Raw genomic sequence first — 19,478 nt, 5'->3', positions numbered from 1 at the left:
CTATGTGTCCCGCCGTCATCCCGGAGGTAATTGGCCCTGCCACCAGGCCACCGCGCCCGGCGGCCTGGGAATGCCCGGCACCGAATGGATGTTTTGGCACTTAAGCCGGTAGAGTGCTAACAAGTTTGACGACCTCGGAGGTTTACGTGCCGACCTATTCCTACGCGTGTACCGAGTGCGACAACCGGTTCGACGCGGTGCAGGCCTTCAGCGATGACGCGCTGACAGAATGCCCGAAGTGCCACGGCCGGCTGCGCAAGCTGTTCGGTTCCGTCGGCGTGGTCTTTAAGGGCAGCGGTTTCTACCGCACCGACAACCGCGACTCGAAGAGCTCCAGCACCTCGGCGACTCCGGCCAAGAGCGAGTCGAGCTCCAGTTCGTCGGACTCTTCGTCTTCGTCCTCGTCGTCCAGCAGCAGCACGAAGTCGACCGCACCGGCCGCCGCAGCGTCCAGCTGAGTTATCCACAGGCCGGAGGCAGTCCGGCCTGTGCCTCCGGCGAAAAATCCCTACCGTTACGGCATGGGGGATTCGCTCGACGCGCCGTTGATCGGCCGGCTGAGACAGAAATTGCGGCCCGACTGGGCCAGGACCACCGCTGCGCGCCGAGTCGCCGCCGGGTTGCTGGTGGTCCTGGCAGCCGTCATCGAATTCCGCCCGGACCCCCGGGACGGGCTGGTCGCCGTCGTCGTCGCCAAGCATGACCTGGCCCCCGGATCAGCCTTGTCGGCCGCTGACGTCGTCATCGAATCCCGTTCTGCGCCAAGCATTCCCGACGGCGCACTGCACGAATCCAGCGCCGCGGTCGGCTCGACACTGGCTGCCCCCGCACGGCGCGGTGAGGTCATCACCGACGTACGCCTGCTCGGTTCGCGGCTCACGACTGCCGTTGCTGGCCCCGACGCCCGCACGGTGCCACTGCATCTGGCCGACGCCGCACTTCCGGATCTGCTGCGCCCAGGCGACGTCGTGGACGTCCTGGCCGGACCGGAAAACACCGGTGCGGCCGCGGATCAGTCGATGGCCGAGGTCATCGCCACCGACGCCCGCGTGGTGCTGGTCTCCGAACGCCTCAAGTCACCGACGAGCGCCGACGAACGCGTCGTACTCGTCGCCCTGCCGCGGCACAGCGCCAACGCCGTCGCCGGTGCGGCTCTGCACCGGGCGATCACCGTCACTCTGCACTGACGAGCGAAATTTGCCCGGCGGCCGATTTCGATTTCGTCACCGGACCGCATCTGTTGCGACCGTGGGGCCACTGACTACTGCGCGAAGCTCAGGTCGGTCTTAACGTTCCTGGGTACAGGCCGTATCACAGGGAGGGCAGTCATGCTTAAGGGCTTCAAAGCGTTCCTCGCCCAGGGGAACATCGTCGATCTGGCCGTCGCAGTGGTCATCGGCGCGGCCTTCACCACGCTGGTGAAGGCATTCACCGACCAGGTCATCCAACCGCTGATCGCGAGCATCGGCGCCGGCGGCGACCATTCCTACGGCATCCTGCGCATCCACCTGCTCGGCGACAACTACATGGACCTGAATGCCGTCCTCAGCGCGGCGATCAACTTCGTCCTGGTCGCGGCCGTCATCTACTTCGTGGTCGTGCTGCCGTACAGCAGGTTTCGCAACGCCAAGGAGGAAGCGATCAAGCAGGAAGTCGAACTTCTGACGCAGATCCGCGACCTGCTGGACGCGAAGAACGTGAAGAACGACGAGACGAAGTAGCCAAAACGACGAAACCCCCGGCCAGAGGCCGGGGGCTCCGTCATATCTCGGTGCGAACCGCCCGAATCAGTTCATGTTCCACGGTTCGCCGTAGGTGGCCACCGAATCGCCGGTCTGGGAAACCAACCGCGCGAAGGGACGCAACAGGACACCACCGAAGGCACCGGTCACGGTGCCGTGCGCGTTCGACACCGCCACCGAACCGGCCGGACCGGACACATCGACGGAGAACGTCGTCACCTCCTGGATGCCGGGGCCATTGCCCAAGTCAGCGGAAATCGACAGCCCAGGGAACAGGTTCGGCGTGATGATGCCACCCCAGCCGATGCCGGCCAATGTCGCTGGAGATACGTTGTCCAGCAAGATGTTCGGCGTCTGATAGCTGAAGTTGATACCCACACCCAGCGACCACGGGAAACCGATCTGGTACCCCAACTCCAATGTCCCCGCGAACTCGTCGCAGCCCGCGCCGGCGCAGTTGTACTTGGCCCGACCCGAATGGAACCACTCACGCGTCAGCCGGTTGCGGTCCAACGGGAACACCCCGTTGAGGAACGTGTCGCACTGCTGCACCGTCAACGTCCGATCCTGGCCGTCGATCAAACTCAGCTCATTGTCGACGCCGGCATGCGACGTACCCGCTGCCAGGAACAATGACGACACACCGACCAGCACTGACACCAACAACGCCGCCAATTCTCCACTCCCGGGCTTGTTCTTCACTGTCACATGCCCGGCACAACGACGGGGCGGCGTTGACCGACCGATTCCGGTCCGTCAACGCCGCCCCAAAGTACGTCGTCGGCGCTCAGCAGACGGGCTGCGCGCTCCTACTCATACCCTTTTCAGGCCTAATTCATGTTCCAGGGTTCGCCGTAGGTGGTCACTGAGTCGCCGGTCTTGGCGATCAAGCGGGCAAACGGACGCAGCAGCACACCACCGGCCGCACCGGTCACCGTGCCGTGAGCATTCGAGACCGCCACACCGCCGGCCGGACCCGACACATCCACCGAGAACGTCGCAACTTCCTGAATACCCGGACCATTGCCCAAGTCAGCCGAAATCGACACACCCGGGAACAGGTTCGGCGTGATGATGCCGCCACCACCACCAGCGGCGAAGCTGAACGGGTTCACGTCATCGAGCAGGATGTTCGGCGTCGTGTAACTGAAGTTGATACCCACACCCAGCGACCACGGGAAACCGATCTGGTAACCCAGCTCCAACGTCCCCGCGAACTGATCGCAGGCCTTACCGTCGCACTTGTACTTGGCCCGACCCGAATGGAACCACTCACGCGTCAGCCGGTTGCGGTCCAACGGGAACACCCCGTTGAGGAACGTGTCCCACTGCTGCACCGTCAACGTCCGATCCTGACCATCGACCAGGCTCAGCTCATTGTCCAGACCCGCATGAGACGTACCCGCCCCGAAAAACAGCGACGCCAGCGCCGCCACCAGTGCTACCAGCACCCGACTGAATGCCTTCATGATTCCCGCTTTCTGGGGGTCGATGGTCCTTGTGAAGTTCCCGTAGACGACGAGAGCGGCGTCAACAAGACCAGATGCCCTGATCTTGTTGACGCCGCCCCGAATGCGTCATCGGCGCCTAGCATAAGGCCTAGGCGCTGCCAGATATGACCTAGTTCATGTTCCAGGGTTCGCCGTAGGTGGTCACCGAGTCGCCGGTCTTGGCGATCAAGCGGGCAAACGGACGCAGCAGCACACCACCGGCCGCACCGGTCACCGTGCCGTGAGCATTCGAGACCGCCACACCGCCGGCCGGACCCGACACATCCACCGAGAACGTCGCAACTTCCTGAATACCCGGACCATTGCCCAAGTCAGCCGAAATCGACACACCCGGGAACAGGTTCGGCGTGATGATGCCGCCACCACCACCACCAGCGAAGCTGAACGGGTTCACGTCATCGAGCAGGATGTTCGGCGTCGTGTAACTGAAGTTGATACCCACACCCAGCGACCACGGGAAACCGATCTGGTAACCCAGCTCCAACGTCCCCGCGAACTGATCGCAGGCCTTACCGTCGCACTTGTACTTGGCCCGACCCGAATGGAACCACTCACGCGTCAGCCGGTTGCGGTCCAACGGGAACACCCCGTTGAGGAACGTGTCCCACTGCTGCACCGTCAACGTCCGATCCTGACCATCGACCAGGCTCAGCTCATTGTCCAGACCCGCATGAGACGTACCCGCCCCGAAAAACAGCGACGCCAGCGCCGCCACCAGTGCTACCAGCACCCGACTGAATGCCTTCATGGTCCCCCACTCTCTGGGCTTGATGCTCGATATGAAGTTCCTCGCAGACGCAGGGCGGCGTCGACAGGGCCGAAAATGGCCTGTCGACGCCGCCCCGAATGCGTCGTCGGCGCCCAGCATAAGGCCTAGGCGCTAGTGGCGTGCACCTAGTTCATATTCCAGGGTTCTCCGTAGGTGGTGACGCTATCACCGGTCTTGGCGATCAAGCGGGCAAACGGACGCAGCAGCACACCACCGGCCGCACCGGTCACCGTGCCGTGAGCATTCGAGACCGCCACACCGCCGGCCGGACCCGACACATCCACCGAGAACGTCGCAACTTCCTGAATACCCGGACCATTGCCCAAGTCAGCCGAAATCGACACACCCGGGAACAGGTTCGGCGTGATGATGCCGCCACCACCACCAGCGGCGAAGCTGAACGGGTTCACGTCATCGAGCAGGATGTTCGGCGTCGTGTAACTGAAGTTGATACCCACACCCAGCGACCACGGGAAACCGATCTGGTAACCCAGCTCCAACGTCCCCGCGAACTGATCGCAGGCCTTACCGTCGCACTTGTACTTGGCCCGACCCGAATGGAACCACTCACGCGTCAGCCGGTTGCGGTCCAACGGGAACACCCCGTTGAGGAACGTGTCCCACTGCTGCACCGTCAACGTCCGATCCTGACCATCGACCAGGCTCAGCTCATTGTCCAGACCCGCATGAGACGTACCCGCCCCGAAAAACAGCGACGCCAGCGCCGCCACCAGTGCTACCAGCACCCGACTGAATGCCTTCATTTTCTCCCTAGCTCAGTAGGCGGTGCCAGCAAGCTGACCGCGCGACCGTCGCAAGACCTCCATGTACGCCGCGTAGGCGAACTTCACATGTTGCTCTTACCTATTGCTCATCGTTGACACGAGGAAGATATCGGCGTACGCGGCGTCCGGCAATGCGAACGGCGCATAGCCGGCGCATATATTCCCGTTCCATAAAAGTTTGCTGGGAACTAGCTGAAAGTGGGGGCCGACGCTACCGGCCGGTTAACCCGAAACAGGGTGGAAACCTGGTTTCAACGAAGCCACTGACCGGCGTAATCTCAAGTTAACGTCGGCTACGTCGGACTGTCGGCAAAAGCCGGTGATCAGCGGTGGTGCGGCGGAATGTTTTCCTGTAGCCAGCGATCCCGGTCACCATCCCCCGACGCCGACTGCTCGTTACATTCATCCCGAGTAACGTCCGGCAAAACGTCGCCGAACACCTTGTTAACTAGATCGCGCGATGGTTGCGTGCCGCTCATCACATTTTCCCGACCGTGTGACGAAGATCACACTTTGCTGAAATGAATCGTTCGAGCGGGACGAACCTCATGACCACTCCGTTCGGCCGACGGCCCCAAGCGGGGCTCAGCTATCAGATGTCGAGGCTGGACAGCTGCGCGATGATGTACGCCGCCAGCGGTCCCAGCGTCGCCATACCGTCACGCACCGACGCGCGCGAGCCCGCGATGTTGACCACGAGCGTGCTTCCGGAGACTCCCGCCAGGCCACGCGAGAGGCCCGCGTCCGAGATACCCGCGGCCAGACCCGACGAGCGCAGCGCCTCGGCGATGCCGAGCAGCTCACGATCAAGCATGGTGCGCGTGGCTTCGGGCGTCACATCGCGGGGGCTGACCCCGGTACCGCCGACGGAGATGACGAGGTCGACACCACCGATCACCGCGGTGTTGAGGGCGTTGCGAATCTCGATCTCGTCAGCCGGGACGACCACCACGCCGTCGACAAGGAAGCCGGCCTCACCGAGCAGTTCGGTGACCAACGGGCCGCTGTGATCCTCTTCGCCGTGCGCCGTCCGGTCATCCACGACCACGACGAGTGCGCGCCCGGCCAATTCCCCTGCCTGTTCCATGCCTGTCACCGTATATCCCGCCTCTGACATGCCGGCCCCGCGCCCGTCACTGCTGAGCCTTACCCAGAGTCACCTGAACCGTCTGCGGTTTGCCCGCCGTGTCCAGGTAGGTCAAGGTGACCTTGTCGCCGGGGGCCTTCGAGCGCACCGCAGCAACCAATGCGTCGGCGCTGCTGATCACCCGGTCATCCACCTTGGTCACCACCACACCGCTGGGCAGGCCGGCCGACTGGGCCGCGCCGCCGTTGGTCACGTCGACGATCTTGGCACCGTCGATGGCCTTGTCATTGCCCACCTGCACGCCGAGCGACGCGTGGCTGGCGATGCCGTTCTTGATCAGTTCATCGGCGATGCGCTTGGCTTGGTCGACCGGAATGGCGAAGCCCAGACCGATCGAGCCGCTCTGCGACTGGCCGGAATCCCCGCCCAGCGTCGCGATGGCCGAGTTGATGCCGACCAGCTCGCCGCTCATATTGACCAGCGCGCCACCGGAGTTACCGGGGTTGATCGCGGCGTCGGTCTGGATGGCGTCCAGCACGGTGTTCTGGTTCTTGGCGTCACCGCCGGCGGCGACGGGGCGGTTCAGGGAGCTGATGATGCCCTCGGTCACGGTGCCCTGCAGACCCAGCGGCGAACCGACGGCCACCACCTGCTGCCCCACCACCAGGTTGGACGACGAACCCAACTGAATGGGCGTGAGACCCGAGACGCCCTTGGCCCGCACCACGGCGATATCGCTGCTCGGGTCGGTACCGACGATCTGGAAGGTAGCGGTGTTGCCGCTGTTGAACGTGACCTTGGTCTGCACGGGCGGGGCGCCGGGCGGAGCACCGGGAACATCCTTGGCGCCGGCCACCACGTGGTTGTTGGTCAGGATCAGCCCGTCCGCGGACAAGATGATGCCCGAGCCCTCTTCGGACGACCGGCCCATGTCCGTCTCCAGTTTCACCACGCTCGGCACCACTTTGGCGGCCACCTGCTCGACCGAGCCGATCGGCGCGTTGCCGGCGTGCTGTCCATGTGCGGCACCGCCGAACGAAGTCGAACTGCTCGAATAGTCGGGCTGGGCCAGCATCACGATGCCGCCGCCGATGCCCGCCGACACCAGTGCGACGGCAGCCATTCCTGCGACCAAAAGCCCAGTGCGGGAGCGGTTTTGCGGTCCCCCGTGAGGCCTGGGTGCGATGGTCGATCGGGCGTCTTGCGGGCCGGTGCGGTATGGGCCGTACGGCTGCGAACCGTACTGCCCGGTCGAATACTGACCGGTGGCGTACGAGCCGGTCTGGTGTTGTCCGGTCTGGTGTTGTCCCGTCGGGTACTGACCAGTGGCGTAGCTCCCCGTGGGGTACTGCCCGCTGTTCTGGCCTTGCTGATGGCCCGAGTACCGCCAGTCGTATGACGACCCCTGCTGCTGCGGCGCGCCGTGGCCGGGCGCGGACTGATAGGAATCAGGACGCCGACCGGACTCGGGCTGCTGCGAGTACCTCGGGTGATTCGTCATTACTGGTCGACACTCTTCCTGTATTTCCGATCCGCTGCCGAGACAACGAACGATATGGCCCAACGGTGCCCTTTTGGGCTGAGAATCCACTGAGACACCACTGGCCGCACCCTAGACTTCCTCCCCCGTCCGGGCAGCTTCATTTTCCGTGGTCACACCCGTTACGTCCAGCCCAGAGGGCCGGTGTGTTGCGGTCATACCGGAGGGCCGTCCCGGCAGTACGAGGTGGATCGAGGTTCCGGGTGGCGTCCCGCCCGGGACGGTGTCCTCGATCCGCAGCGCGCCACCGTGTTTGAGCACCACCTGCTTGACGATCGCCAGCCCCAAGCCCGAACCGGGCATTGCCCGGGCCGTGGTCGATCGGTAGAAACGCTCGAACACCAGCGCACGCTCCTGCGGCGGGATACCCGGTCCCCAGTCGGAGACCACCAGCTCGGCATGCGTCGGGTCGATGCGCCCCAACCGAACTCGCACCACCGAGCCCGCCGGACTCCACTTGGCGGCGTTGTCGAGCAAGTTCAGCACTGCCCTCGACAATCCTGCGCCGTCGCCGTACACCTGCCAACCGGCGATGTCGACGTCGAAGTCAATGTCGTTGCGGCGGCGGCGAACTCGCTCGAGACTGCGGTCGACAACCTCGGCCATCTCGACGGGCTCGTGGATCGTCACGCCGGCGTCGTCGCGGGTCAGGTCCACCAGGTCACCGACCAGTGTGGACAGCTCCTCGATCTGGGCGATGACGTCGGCTTGCAGACCCGCCATCTCCTCCTCCGGGAACGGCGGCGCCCCGGGCGCCATGGCCGCCATCAGCAGTTCGACATTGGTCCGCAGCGACGTCAGCGGTGTGCGCAACTCATGACCGGCGTCGGACACCAAGCGGGCCTGCCGGTCCCTCGACTCGGCGAGCGCCCGCAGCATCATGTTGAAAGCCTCTGTCAGCCGGGCCAATTCGTCGTTGCCGTACACCGGAATGGGGCGCAGGTCGTCGGTGCGGGCCACGCGTTCGGTGGCCTCGGTCAATCGGGCCACGGGTCTCAGCCCGGTACGCGCCACGGTGCCGCCGGCGATGGCGGCGACAGCCATGCCGATTCCACCCACGATGAGCAAAATGGTGCCGAGACGCTTGAGCACCTGGCTGGTGGGCCACAGATTCTTGGAGATCAGCAGGGAGTTGCCCGACTGCAGGTGCACAGCCAGCACGCGCTGATAGTTGGTGGTGCGCAACGACATCAGCAGCTTGCCGGCGATGACGTCCTTCTCCGGCGCCCCGAGCGGCAGCGTCTCCCCCTGCTGGTTCGCGGTGTAGATGGACCGCCCCGGGATGACGTACATCGCGTTGACGTCCGAGTATGCCGTGCCTTCGATGGCCTTGCCGGGGTCGACGGCCAGGGAGCCGCTCTCGATCAGCAGTTGCGCACGGCTGTGCAACTGGTTGTCGATGTCGCCGTACAGCGCCTTGGACACCACGACGTACACCGCGACCGACATGAGGACGACGACCATGGCCACCATCGACATCGCGAGCAGCATGACGCGCCATTTCAGCGATACCGAGCTGGCGTCGTGTTGCACCGCACCGTCCGGCGTCGTCACCGGCATCTGCGGCACCTCCCGCATCTTCCGGTCCACCGCCACACGAACCTTGTCGAGCATCAGGGTGGGGTCTCACGCAGCACGTAACCCACGCCGCGCACGGTGTGGATCAGGCGCGGCTCTCCCTCGGCCTCGGTCTTGCGGCGCAGGTACCCGACGTAGACCTCCAGGGCATTGCCCGACGTCGGAAAGTCGAAGCCCCACACCTCTTCGAGGATCCGGCTACGGCTGAGCACGCGGCGCGGGTTGTGAATGAGCATCTCGAGCAGCGAGAACTCGGTGCGGGTCAGGCTGATCGACCGGGAGCCGCGGGTGACCTCACGCGTCACCGGGTCGAGGCTGAGGTCGGAGAAGGTCAGCGCGGCCGACTCGGCACCGTCGGCGGGGCCGGTGCGGCGGAGCAAGGCCCGCATCCGCGCCAGCAGTTCCTCGAGTGCGAACGGCTTCGGCAGGTAGTCGTCGGCGCCGGCGTCGAGGCCGGCCACCCGCTCGTCGATCGAGTCACGGGCCGTCAGCATCAGCACGGGAAGGTCATCCCCGCTGCTGCGCAGCTGACGGCAGACGCCTCGGCCGTCCAGCCGGGGCATCATGTCGTCGAGCACCACGGCGTCAGGCCGGTCGCTGGAGATGCGTTCCAGCGCCTCGACACCGTCTTGGGCCAGTTCGACCGAGTACCCGTTGAAAGTCAGTGACCGACGCAATGATTCACGCACAGCGCGGTCATCGTCGACTACAAGGATTCGCACAGGCATAGTCTCACCCCACCATCTGAGAGCGGACTGAGAAGACGCGCCACGGGGACGCGAGAAAAACCGTTACGACGCCGAAGCCGAGGTCGGTCAGGCGCGGCGGTCGAGGTCGATCAGACCCAGACGCGCGGCCTTCAGCAGACGACGCGGCACCTTGCGCGCCTGACCTGCGACGTTCACGCTGACCAGGCCGGTGGCCTCGGCCTTCCACTGCGCGCGACGGCTACGGGTGTTCGAGCGCGACATCCTGCGCTTGGGCACAGCCATGATGTGCACCTCTCTGACTCAACGGAATTGCTTGCGGTCGGCCGCGCGCCACGAACAAATAGGGCCAACGGCCTCTCTATTGCTCCTCGCATGCGCAGCGATTGCACCTCAGGATAGCCGTCGACCTGCGTAGGCTCCAAAACGTCACCCCAACCGGGCAACACGCAACCCGGAACCCCCTTGACTCGGTACCGTTAGTACCGACTAACCTCCCTACCGGTTGGTTGAACGACGGGAGTGTGTGTGACATCACCAGCAGTCCGGATCGGAAACTGCTCAGGGTTCTATGGCGACCGGCTGGCGGCAATGCACGAGATGCTCGCCGGGGGTGAGCTGGACTACCTGACCGGCGACTATCTCGCCGAGCTCACCATGCTCATCCTCGCTCGAGACCGCGCCAAGAACCCCGACCTCGGCTACGCCAAGACCTTCCTGCGTCAGCTGGAACAGTCCCTGGGTCTGGCCCTCGACAAGGGCGTGAAGATCGTGGCCAACGCCGGCGGCCTCAACCCGGCCGGCCTGGCGACCGCCGTGCGGGCATTGGCCGAGCGGCTCGGCCTCTCCGTGAACGTGGCGCACGTCGAAGGCGACGACCTCGTCGGCCGCGCCGCCGAGCTGGGCTTCGGAGCCGCAACGGCGGCGACATCAGGCGGAGGCACGCCCCTGTCGGCCAACGCCTACCTCGGCGCCTGGGGCATCGTGGACTGCCTGAAGTCGGGGGCCGATGTCGTGGTCACCGGCCGCGTCACCGACGCCTCGGTGATCGTCGGACCGGCCGCCGCGCACTTCGGCTGGACCCGCACCGACTACGACGCACTCGCCGGCGCGGTCGCCGCGGGCCACGTCATCGAATGCGGCACTCAGGCGACGGGCGGCAACTTCAGCTTCTTCACCGAGATTCCCGACCTCATCCGCCCGGGGTTCCCCTTGGCCGAGATTTCCGCGGACGGCTCGTCGGTGATCACCAAGCACCCCGGCACGGGTGGCCGCGTCAGCGTCGACACCGTCACCGCGCAGCTGCTGTACGAGATCACCGGGGCGCGCTACGCCAACCCCGACACCACCTTGCGGGTCGACTCGCTGGAGCTGACCTCCGATGGCGAGGACCGCGTACGCATCTCCGGAGTACGCGGCGAGGCACCGCCACCCACGTTGAAGGTGTCGCTCAACAGTATCGGCGGCTTCCGCAACGCCGCGTCGTTCGTCCTCACCGGCCTGGACATCGAGGCAAAGGCCGACCTGCTGCGGCGCCAGCTGGAAGCCAGCATGACGGTGCGCCCGGCCGAGCTGCAGTGGACGCTGGCCCGCACCGATCATCCCGACGCCGACACCGAGGAACGCGCCAGCGCGTTGTTGCACTGTGTGGTGCGCGATCCCGATCCAGCCAAGGTGGGTCGCAAATTCTCCGCGGCTGCAGTCGAACTCGCGCTGGCCAGCTACCCGGGATTCACGACCACCGCCCCGCCGGGCGACGGCCAGGTGTACGGCCTCTTCAAGCCTGGCTACGTCGATGCGACATCGGTGCCGCACGTGGCGGTGCGGCCCGACGGCACCCGGGTCGATATCGCGCCATCCACGGAGACTCTGGCGCTGGGTCCGGTCGACGATCCGGCACTGCCGGAGCCGCTGCCCGCCGGGCCCACCCGCCGGGCACCGCTGGGCACCATCGCCGGCGCCCGCAGCGGCGACAAAGGAGGATCGGCCAATGTCGGCGTCTGGGTCCGCACTGACGACCAATGGCGTTGGCTCGCACACACCTTGACGGTCGAGAAGCTGCGTGAGCTGCTGCCCGAGACGGCCGAGCTGCCCGTGACGCGACACCTGCTGCCCAACCTGCGCGCCATCAACTTCGTCATCGAGGGCATCCTCGGCGAAGGCGTCGCGTATCAGGCCCGATTCGATCCCCAGGCCAAAGGCCTTGGGGAATGGCTACGAACCCGTCATCTCGATATCCCGGAGGAACTGATTTCGTGAGCATCTGGACCACGCCCGAACGCGACGCGCTGCGAAAGACCGTGCGTGCGTTCGCCGAACGCGAGATCCTGCCCCACGTCGACGAGTGGGAGCGCAGCGGCGAGCTGCCCCGCTCGCTGCATGAGGCAGCCGGTGCGGCCGGCCTGCTGGGCGCTCAGGCGCCCGAATCTGTCGGCGGTGGTGGCGGCGACGGCGCCGACGCAGTCATCGTCTGCGAGGAATTGCATTACGCCGGCGTGCCCGGCGGAGTCTTTGCGTCGCTGTTCACCTGCGGCATCTCCACACCGCACATGATCGCCTCCGGCGACCAGCGGCTGATCGACACCTATGTGCGACCGACGTTGCAGGGCAAGATGATCGGCTCGCTGGCCATCACGGAACCCGGCGGCGGCTCGGACGTCGGGCACCTTACGACGCGCGCCGAGCGCGACGGTGACGACTTCATCATCAACGGCGCCAAGACCTACATCACCTCGGGTGTGCGGGCCGACTATGTGGTGACCGCCGTACGCACGGGTGGCCCTGGCGCAGGCGGGGTTTCACTGATCGTGGTGGACAAGAACACTCCCGGCTTCACCGTCAGCCGCAAGCTGGACAAGATGGGCTGGCGCTCGTCGGACACCGCGGAGCTGTCCTATGTCGACGTCCGGGTGCCGGCTGCCAACTTGGTGGGGCCGGAGAACTCCGGCTTCCTGCAGATCGCCGGCGCATTCGTGTCCGAGCGGGTCGGCCTTGCCGCGCAGGCTTATTCGAGCGCGCAGCGCTGCCTGGACCTGACCGTGCAGTGGTGCCGGGACCGCGAGACATTCGGCCGTCCGCTGATCTCGCGGCAGTCGGTGCAGAACACGCTGTCCGACATGGCCCGTCGCATCGATGTGGCCCGGGTGTACACGCACCACCTGGTCGAGCGGGAGCTGGCAGGGGAAACGAACCTGATCGCCGAGGTCTGCTTCGCCAAGAACACCGCCGTCGAGGCCGGTGAGTGGGTGGCCAACGCCGGCGTGCAGTTGTTCGGCGGCATGGGCTATATGGCCGAGTCGGAAATCGAGCGGCAGTACCGCGACATGCGCATCATCGGTATCGGCGGCGGTACCACCGAAATTCTCACCTCGCTGGCCGCCAAGACGTTGGGATTCCAATCGTGACCCAAGCAAGAAACGGAGTGGATTGCGCATCATGAGTGCGTTGAAGTCCCGGCTCGACACCGCGTCGGCCGGATACACCGAAGCCGCCGCCGCAATGACGGCCAAGCTCACCGAGCTGGATGCCGAGCACGCCAAGGCGCTCGCCGGAGGCGGCGCGAAATACGTTGACCGCCACCATGCCCGCGGCAAGCTCACCGCGCGTGAGCGCATCGAGCAGCTGGTCGACCAGGACTCCCCGTTCCTGGAGCTGAGCCCGCTGGCCGCGTGGGGTAGCGACTTCGTCGTCGGCGCCAGCCTGGTCACCGGCATCGGAACGGTCGAAGGTGTCGAGTGTCTGATCGTCGCGAATGATCCGACCGTCAAGGGCGGCACCAGCAACCCATGGACGCTGAAGAAGATCCTGCGCGCCAACCAGATTGCGCGGGAGAACCGCCTGCCGGTGATCTCGATGGTCGAGTCGGGTGGCGCGGATCTGCCCACCCAGAAAGAGATCTTCATTCCGGGCGGCGCGATGTTCCGCGACCTGACCCGGCTGTCGGCGGAGGGCATTCCGACCATCGCGCTGGTGTTCGGCAACTCCACCGCCGGCGGCGCCTACATCCCCGGCATGTCCGACCACGTGGTGATGATCAAGGAACGCTCGAAGGTGTTCCTGGCCGGGCCGCCGCTGGTCAAGATGGCCACCGGCGAGGAGTCCGACGACGAATCCCTCGGCGGCGCCGAAATGCACTCCCGCACATCGGGTCTCGGTGACTACTTCGCGCAGGACGAACTCGACGCCATCCGCATCGGACGCCGCATCGTGGCCCGCTTGAACTGGCACAAGCAGGGCCCCACGCCGGCGCCGGTGGTGCCGCCCCTCTACCCGGAGGAAGAACTGCTGGGAATCGTCGGCGCCGATCTGCGCATCCCGTTCGATCCGCGCGATGTCATCGCCCGCATCGTCGACGGTTCAGACTTCGACGAGTTCAAGCCACTGTACGGCTCGTCGCTGGTGACCGGCTGGGCCACGCTGTGGGGTTACCCGGTCGGCATCCTGGCCAACGCGCGCGGCGTGTTGTTCAGCGAGGAATCCCAGAAAGCCACCCAGTTCATCCAGCTGGCCAACCGCGCCGACACACCATTGTTGTTCCTGCACAACACGACCGGCTACATGGTGGGCAAGGCCTACGAGGAAGGCGGCATGATCAAGCACGGCTCGATGATGATCAACGCCGTCTCCAATTCGAAGGTGCCACACATCTCGCTGCTCATCGGCGCCTCCTACGGCGCCGGTCACTACGGAATGTGCGGCCGGGCCTACGACCCCCGGTTCCTGTTCGCCTGGCCCAGCGCGAAGTCCGCGGTGATGGGTGGCGCGCAGCTGGCCGGCGTGCTCTCCATCGTCAGCCGGGCGGCCACCGAAGCCCGGGGCGGCCAGGTCGACGAAGCCGCCGATGCGGCGCTGCGGGCCGCCGTCGAAGCGCAGATCGACGCCGAATCGCTGCCGGCGTTCCTGTCCGGCCGGCTCTACGACGACGGCATCATTGACCCCCGCGACACCCGTACCGTGCTGGGAATGTGCTTGTCCGCCATTGCCAATGCCCCGATCGAGGGGACGTCGAACTTCGGCGTCTTCCGGATGTGAGTGGCGATGAGCGCTCGCGCGAAGAGCAGAAAGAACACGCGATGATTCAAAAAGTCCTTGTCGCCAACCGCGGTGAAATCGCTCGCCGGGTGTTCGCCACCTGCCGCCGGCTCGGCATCGGCACCGTCGCGGTGTACACCGATCCCGACGTTGCCGCGCCCCACGTCGCCGAGGCCGACGACCGGGTGCGGCTCGAGGGTCGCACCGGTTATCTGGACGCCGCCCAGCTGATTGCCGCGGCCAAGGCGTCCGGTGCCGACGCCATCCACCCCGGCTACGGATTCCTCTCGGAGAACCCCGATTTCGCCGCCGCGGTGCAAGACGCCGGGCTGACCTGGATCGGCCCGCCGGTGGCCGCGGTGCAGGCCATGGGCTCCAAGATCGAGGCCAAGAAGCTGATGTCGGCAGCCGGCGTTCCGGTGCTGACCGAGCTGGACCCCGACACCGTCACCGCCGACCAACTGCCGGTGCTGATCAAGGCTTCCGCCGGCGGCGGCGGCCGCGGCATGCGCGTGGTTCGCGAATTGTCCGCGTTGCCGGCCGAAGTCGCGGCCGCGCAGCGCGAGGCCCAGTCGGCGTTCGGCGATCCGACGGTGTTCTGCGAGCGCTATCTGGCCAGCGGCCACCACATCGAGGTGCAGGTGATGGCCGACGCGCACGGCACGGTGTGGGCCGTCGGCGAACGTGAGTGCTCCATTCAGCGGCGTCACCAGAAGGTCATCGAAGAGGCACCATCGCCGCTCGTCGAGCGGACTCCGGGCATGCGCGCCAAGCTGTTCGAGGCGGCCCGGCTGGCCGCGACCGCAATCGGTTACACCGGCGCCGGCACCGTGGAGTTCATGTCTGATGCGGGCGGTGACTTCTTCTTCCTGGAGATGAATACCCGCCTTCAGGTCGAGCACCCGGTCACCGAGGAGACCACCGGACTCGATCTGGTGGAGCTGCAGCTAGAGGTGGCCGAGGGCGGCGCGCTCCCCGCCGAACAACCTGTGACGCAAGGACATTCGATCGAGGCCCGGCTCTACGCCGAGGACCCGGCGAAGGACTGGCAGCCACAGGCGGGGACGGTGCACCGATTCGAGGTGCCGGGCGTCCGAACCGAGTTCAGCCTTCTGGGCCGCGCCGGAACGCGCGTCGATTCCGGCATCGTCGACGGTTCGGTGGTGTCGGTGTTCTATGACCCGATGCTGGCCAAGGTCATCTCGTTCGCACCGACCCGCGACCGGGCGGCAGCAATCCTCGCCGACGCGCTGTCTCGGGCGCGCATTCACGGCCTGCGCACCAACCGCGATCTGTTGGTGAATGTGTTGCGGCACCCCGCTTTCCTGGCGGGTGACACCGACACCGCGTTCTTCGACACGCACGGCCTGGCCGAACTGGCGGCGCCCAGCAGCAACGCCGTCACCGGCATCGCCCTGGCCGCCGTCGCCGCCGCCCTGGCCGACGCCGCGCGGGGCCGCGCCACGGCAACCGTTTTCGGCGCCGCGCCGAGCGGCTGGCGGAATCTCGCGTCGGGCTACCAGAGCCGTTCGTACAGTGATGCAGCCGGAACCGAGCATCAGGTGCGGTACCGGTTCACCCGCGACGGCGTCGAGCTTCCCGACTGCGACGACGTGATCGTGGTGACCACCGACCCCGCTCGAGTGGTGTTGTCACGGGGCGGCGTTGAGCGGTCGTTCGACGTCGCCCGGTACGGAGCCGACGTGTTCGTCGACTCCCCCGCCGGCGCTGTCCACCTGGTGACCCGGCCGCGGTTCCCGGATCCGGACTCCGCCGTCGCCAAGGGCTCGCTGCTGGCCCCGATGCCCGGCTCCGTGGTGCGCGTCGGCGCAACCGTCGGCGACCAGGTTACGGCCGGTCAGCCCCTGATCTGGCTGGAAGCCATGAAGATGGAACACACCATCGCCGCACCGGATTCCGGTGTGCTCGCCGAACTGAACGTACAACCCGGGCAGCAGGTCGATGTCGGCGCTGTCATGGCTCGTATCGAACCCCACGCAACCCCCGAAGGAGAATGACCGTGTCTTTCATCGAATCCGAAGAGCGCAAGGCGCTGCGCGAGGCCGTCGTCGGGATGGCCGCGAAGTTCGGCCAGGACTACTTCCTGGAAAAGGCCCGCGCCGGGCAGCACACCGACGAATTGTGGGCTGAGGCCGGCAAACTCGGCTTCCTGGGCGTCAACATGCCCGAGGAGTACGGCGGTGGCGGTGCCGGCATGTACGAGCTGAGCTTGGTCATGGAAGAGATGGCCGCGGGTGGCTGTCCGCTGCTGATGATGGTGGTCTCGTCGGCCATCAACGGCACCATCATCTCGAAGTACGGCACCGAAGAGCAGAAGAAGCGCTGGGTCCCGGGCCTCGCGGACGGCTCGTTCACCATGGCCTTCGCGATCACCGAACCCGACGCCGGCTCCAACAGCCACCGCATCACCACGACGGCCCGCCGCGATGGCGGCGACTGGATCCTGTCCGGGCAGAAGGTCTTCATCTCGGGCATCGACCAGGCTGACGCCGTGCTGGTCGTCGGACGCACCGAGGACCACAAGACGGGCAACTTGAAGCCGGCGCTGTTCGTGGTGCCCACCGATGCGCCGGGCCTGACCTGGACCAAGATCGAGATGGAGATCATCAGCCCCGAGAGCCAGTTCCAGGTGTTCCTGGACGAGGTGCGGCTACCGGCCGATGCGCTCGTCGGCTCCGAGGACGCCGCCATCGCGCAGCTGTTCGCCGGTCTGAACCCCGAGCGCATCATCGGCGCGGCCATGGCCGTCGGCACCGGCCGTCTCGCCATCCGCACCGCGACCGAGTACGTGAAGACCCGCCAGGTATGGAAAGTCCCGGTAGGTGCTCATCAAGGTATCTCCCACCCGTTGGCTCAGATCCACATCGAGCTCGAGCTGGCCAAGCTGATGATGCAGAAGGCCGCGACGCTGTACGACGCCGGTGACGATTTCGGTGCCGCCGAGGCCGCCAACATGGCCAAGTACGCTGCCGGCGAGGCGTCGGTGCGCGCCGTCGACCAGGCGGTGCAATCGTTGGGCGGCAACGGTCTCACCAAGGAGTACGGCATCGCCGCCGCCGTCACGGCGTCGCGACTGGCGCGGATCGCCCCCGTCAGCCGGGAAATGGTGCTGAACTTCGTCGCACAGACCTCACTGGGTCTGCCGCGCTCGTACTGAACAGGAACCCCATGACCGCCCTTGTGCATTACTCCGTCGAAAACGGCGTCGCCCGGTTGACGCTGGACTCACCGCACAATCGCAATGCGATGTCGACCGCGCTGGTGGACCAGTTGCGGCAGGGCCTCACGGATGCGGCCGACGATCCGGGCGTGCGGGTCGTGGTGCTCGGCCACACCGGCGGCACGTTCTGCGCCGGCGCCGACCTGAGTGAAGCTGCCGGACGCGACCCTGGCGACCTTGCCACCGCCCGTGCCTTGGAGGCGGCAGGGTTGCTGCGGTCGATCCTGGAGCTGCCGGTTCCGGTGATCGCCGCGATCGACGGTCACGTCCGGGCGGGCGGCATGGGACTGATCGGTGCCTGCGACCTGGTGGTCGCAGGCACCGCGAGCACCTTCGCGTTGACCGAGGCCCGCATCGGTGTGGCGCCGTCGATCATCTCGCTGACCCTGCTGCCGAAGATGACGGCCCGCGCGGCGGGTCGCTACTTCGTCACCGGTGAGAAGTTCGGTGCCGAAGAAGCCGAACGGATCGGCCTCGTGACGGTCGCGACCGACGACGTACCTGCCGCGGTGGCGCAGCTGACCGACGAGATCACGAAGAGCTCACCGCAGGGTCTGGCCACGTCGAAGGCGCTGACCACGGCGTCGATCCTGGCGGATTTCGACCGCGATGCCGAGAAGCTGGCCAAGCAGTCGGCCGAACTGTTCGTCTCCGACGAGGCGCGGGAAGGCATGATGGCCTTCCTCCAGAAGCGGCAGCCGAACTGGAATAAGTGATCCACATCCCGTAACGGATATGACGTCGATGCGGCCACAGTTTGTAACAGCACCCTTGCAAGTTGCTGTGATCGTCGTACGCTCGACCTGATGAGCACCCCAGGTTCGCGCGCACAGATGCGCGCCGCCGATACCGACCGGATACAGGTCGCTCACCTTCTCAGCGACGCGGCCGCACAGGGACGCCTGCCGATGTCCGAGTACGAGGACCGACTGAACCGCGCCTATTCCGCGCAGACGTACGCCGAACTGTCGAAGCTGAGCGCCGACCTGCCATACATCACCACCGCGCCGTGGGAAGCGGGTGGCGAGTGCCACCCCGCGCCCTCGACGCTGCTGCTGGCGATCATGAGCGGATTCGAGCGGCGGGGCCGCTGGAACGTGCCGCAGCGGCTGACATCGTTCTCGCTGTTCGGCGGTGGTGTCATCGATCTGCGGTACGCCGACTTCACCTCACCCGACGTCGAGATTCACTCCTATTCGATCTTCGGTGGGCAGACCATCCTGCTGCCGCCCGAGGTCAATGTCGACGTCCACGGCGTCGGTGTCATGGGTGCGTTCGACCACCTCGGGCAGCGCGGCACCCCCGGCGCCCCGCGCGTCACCATCCGCGGCTTCTCCTTGTGGGGCCGCGTCGGCATCAAGTCCAAGAAGCGCAAGCCCCCGCCCTCCTAGCCGCGAGCTTGCGCTGGGGCTGGACCTCCCGCGAGCGTGCGCGTCTGTCCTCGACACGCCGTCATGCGTGCGCATTTGCGTCACGCTCGCGGGCGA

General features: G+C 66.1%; 19 protein-coding genes. 10 read left to right on the top strand and 9 right to left on the bottom strand.

The annotated features are described in order from the left end of the window. The first annotated feature begins 146 nt into the window (after nucleotides 1-146). The 3 genes from G6N59_RS20725 (at nucleotide 147) to mscL (ending at nucleotide 1,721) form a co-directional block, all read left to right on the top strand. A complete protein-coding gene (locus tag G6N59_RS20725; RefSeq protein WP_138228724.1) occupies nucleotides 147-458 on the top strand; it encodes an FmdB family zinc ribbon protein in 312 nt (103 codons plus the stop codon). Nucleotides 459-521: 63 nt separating this feature from the next. Then, entirely contained in the window at nucleotides 522-1,187 is a 666-nt protein-coding gene (locus tag G6N59_RS20720) for an SAF domain-containing protein (RefSeq protein WP_138228723.1), read from the top strand. A 141-nt stretch (nucleotides 1,188-1,328) separates the two neighbouring features. Next, nucleotides 1,329-1,721, top strand: a complete 393-nt coding sequence (mscL, locus tag G6N59_RS20715) for a large-conductance mechanosensitive channel protein MscL (protein WP_138228722.1) — start codon at nucleotides 1,329-1,331, stop codon at nucleotides 1,719-1,721. A 66-nt stretch (nucleotides 1,722-1,787) separates the two neighbouring features. On the opposite strand, the gene G6N59_RS20710 is transcribed toward mscL, so the two are convergent. The 9 genes from G6N59_RS20710 to rpmF all read right to left on the bottom strand — a co-directional run bounded on the left by G6N59_RS20710 (nucleotide 1,788) and on the right by rpmF (nucleotide 10,004). Next, on the bottom strand, nucleotides 1,788-2,417 hold the full coding sequence (locus tag G6N59_RS20710; RefSeq protein WP_138228789.1) for a porin MspA: 630 nt from the start codon (nucleotides 2,415-2,417) through the stop codon (nucleotides 1,788-1,790). Between the two features lie 155 nt (nucleotides 2,418-2,572). Continuing rightward, the gene (locus tag G6N59_RS20705) at nucleotides 2,573-3,211 is read right to left on the bottom strand and encodes a porin MspA (RefSeq protein WP_163911541.1); all 639 of its coding nucleotides are present in this window, start codon (nucleotides 3,209-3,211) and stop codon (nucleotides 2,573-2,575) included. 151 nt (nucleotides 3,212-3,362) lie between these two features. Next, the gene (locus tag G6N59_RS20700) at nucleotides 3,363-4,001 is read right to left on the bottom strand and encodes a porin MspA (RefSeq protein WP_163911544.1); all 639 of its coding nucleotides are present in this window, start codon (nucleotides 3,999-4,001) and stop codon (nucleotides 3,363-3,365) included. A gap of 146 nt (nucleotides 4,002-4,147) precedes the next feature. Then, nucleotides 4,148-4,786, bottom strand: a complete 639-nt coding sequence (locus tag G6N59_RS20695) for a porin MspA (RefSeq protein WP_163911541.1) — start codon at nucleotides 4,784-4,786, stop codon at nucleotides 4,148-4,150. Between the two features lie 613 nt (nucleotides 4,787-5,399). Next, the gene (locus tag G6N59_RS20690) at nucleotides 5,400-5,924 is read right to left on the bottom strand and encodes a MogA/MoaB family molybdenum cofactor biosynthesis protein (protein WP_133763292.1); all 525 of its coding nucleotides are present in this window, start codon (nucleotides 5,922-5,924) and stop codon (nucleotides 5,400-5,402) included. A gap of 16 nt (nucleotides 5,925-5,940) precedes the next feature. After that, nucleotides 5,941-7,395, bottom strand: a complete 1,455-nt coding sequence (locus G6N59_RS20685; RefSeq protein ID WP_138228709.1) for a S1C family serine protease — start codon at nucleotides 7,393-7,395, stop codon at nucleotides 5,941-5,943. A 111-nt stretch (nucleotides 7,396-7,506) separates the two neighbouring features. Next, nucleotides 7,507-8,994, bottom strand: a complete 1,488-nt coding sequence (locus G6N59_RS20680; RefSeq protein ID WP_138228720.1) for a HAMP domain-containing sensor histidine kinase — start codon at nucleotides 8,992-8,994, stop codon at nucleotides 7,507-7,509. Nucleotides 8,995-9,047: 53 nt separating this feature from the next. Continuing rightward, on the bottom strand, nucleotides 9,048-9,734 hold the full coding sequence (locus G6N59_RS20675) for a response regulator transcription factor (protein ID WP_020099048.1): 687 nt from the start codon (nucleotides 9,732-9,734) through the stop codon (nucleotides 9,048-9,050). Nucleotides 9,735-9,827: 93 nt separating this feature from the next. Then, nucleotides 9,828-10,004, bottom strand: coding sequence for a 50S ribosomal protein L32 (gene rpmF, locus G6N59_RS20670; RefSeq protein WP_138228707.1), 177 nt, complete (start codon nucleotides 10,002-10,004; stop codon nucleotides 9,828-9,830). 243 nt (nucleotides 10,005-10,247) lie between these two features. Between rpmF and G6N59_RS20665 the strand changes: the two genes are divergently transcribed. The 7 genes from G6N59_RS20665 to G6N59_RS20635 all read left to right on the top strand — a co-directional run bounded on the left by G6N59_RS20665 (nucleotide 10,248) and on the right by G6N59_RS20635 (nucleotide 19,382). Next, the gene (locus tag G6N59_RS20665) at nucleotides 10,248-11,978 is read left to right on the top strand and encodes an acyclic terpene utilization AtuA family protein (protein ID WP_407665746.1); all 1,731 of its coding nucleotides are present in this window, start codon (nucleotides 10,248-10,250) and stop codon (nucleotides 11,976-11,978) included. Continuing rightward, entirely contained in the window at nucleotides 11,975-13,123 is a 1,149-nt protein-coding gene (locus G6N59_RS20660; protein ID WP_138228705.1) for an acyl-CoA dehydrogenase family protein, read from the top strand. The genes G6N59_RS20665 and G6N59_RS20660 overlap by 4 nt, the downstream gene beginning before the upstream one ends. A gap of 31 nt (nucleotides 13,124-13,154) precedes the next feature. Continuing rightward, on the top strand, nucleotides 13,155-14,750 hold the full coding sequence (locus G6N59_RS20655; RefSeq protein WP_138228704.1) for an acyl-CoA carboxylase subunit beta: 1,596 nt from the start codon (nucleotides 13,155-13,157) through the stop codon (nucleotides 14,748-14,750). Between the two features lie 41 nt (nucleotides 14,751-14,791). Further along, the gene (locus tag G6N59_RS20650; protein WP_138228703.1) at nucleotides 14,792-16,768 is read left to right on the top strand and encodes an acetyl/propionyl/methylcrotonyl-CoA carboxylase subunit alpha; all 1,977 of its coding nucleotides are present in this window, start codon (nucleotides 14,792-14,794) and stop codon (nucleotides 16,766-16,768) included. Next, complete coding sequence (locus tag G6N59_RS20645; RefSeq protein ID WP_138228702.1) at nucleotides 16,765-17,928, top strand: acyl-CoA dehydrogenase family protein; 1,164 nt, start codon at nucleotides 16,765-16,767, stop codon at nucleotides 17,926-17,928. The genes G6N59_RS20650 and G6N59_RS20645 overlap by 4 nt, the downstream gene beginning before the upstream one ends. 11 nt (nucleotides 17,929-17,939) lie before the next feature. Beyond that, a complete protein-coding gene (locus tag G6N59_RS20640; RefSeq protein WP_138228701.1) occupies nucleotides 17,940-18,707 on the top strand; it encodes an enoyl-CoA hydratase family protein in 768 nt (255 codons plus the stop codon). Between the two features lie 90 nt (nucleotides 18,708-18,797). Then, nucleotides 18,798-19,382, top strand: coding sequence for a DUF1707 SHOCT-like domain-containing protein (locus G6N59_RS20635; RefSeq protein ID WP_138228700.1), 585 nt, complete (start codon nucleotides 18,798-18,800; stop codon nucleotides 19,380-19,382). The last annotated feature ends 96 nt before the right edge of the window (nucleotides 19,383-19,478 follow it).

The sequence above is a fragment of the Mycolicibacterium aubagnense genome (assembly GCF_010730955.1).
Taxonomy (GTDB): Bacteria; Actinomycetota; Actinomycetes; order Mycobacteriales; family Mycobacteriaceae; genus Mycobacterium; species Mycobacterium aubagnense.
Note: the sequence above shows the minus strand (reverse complement) of the source record. Positions and strands in the feature narration are given on the sequence as shown.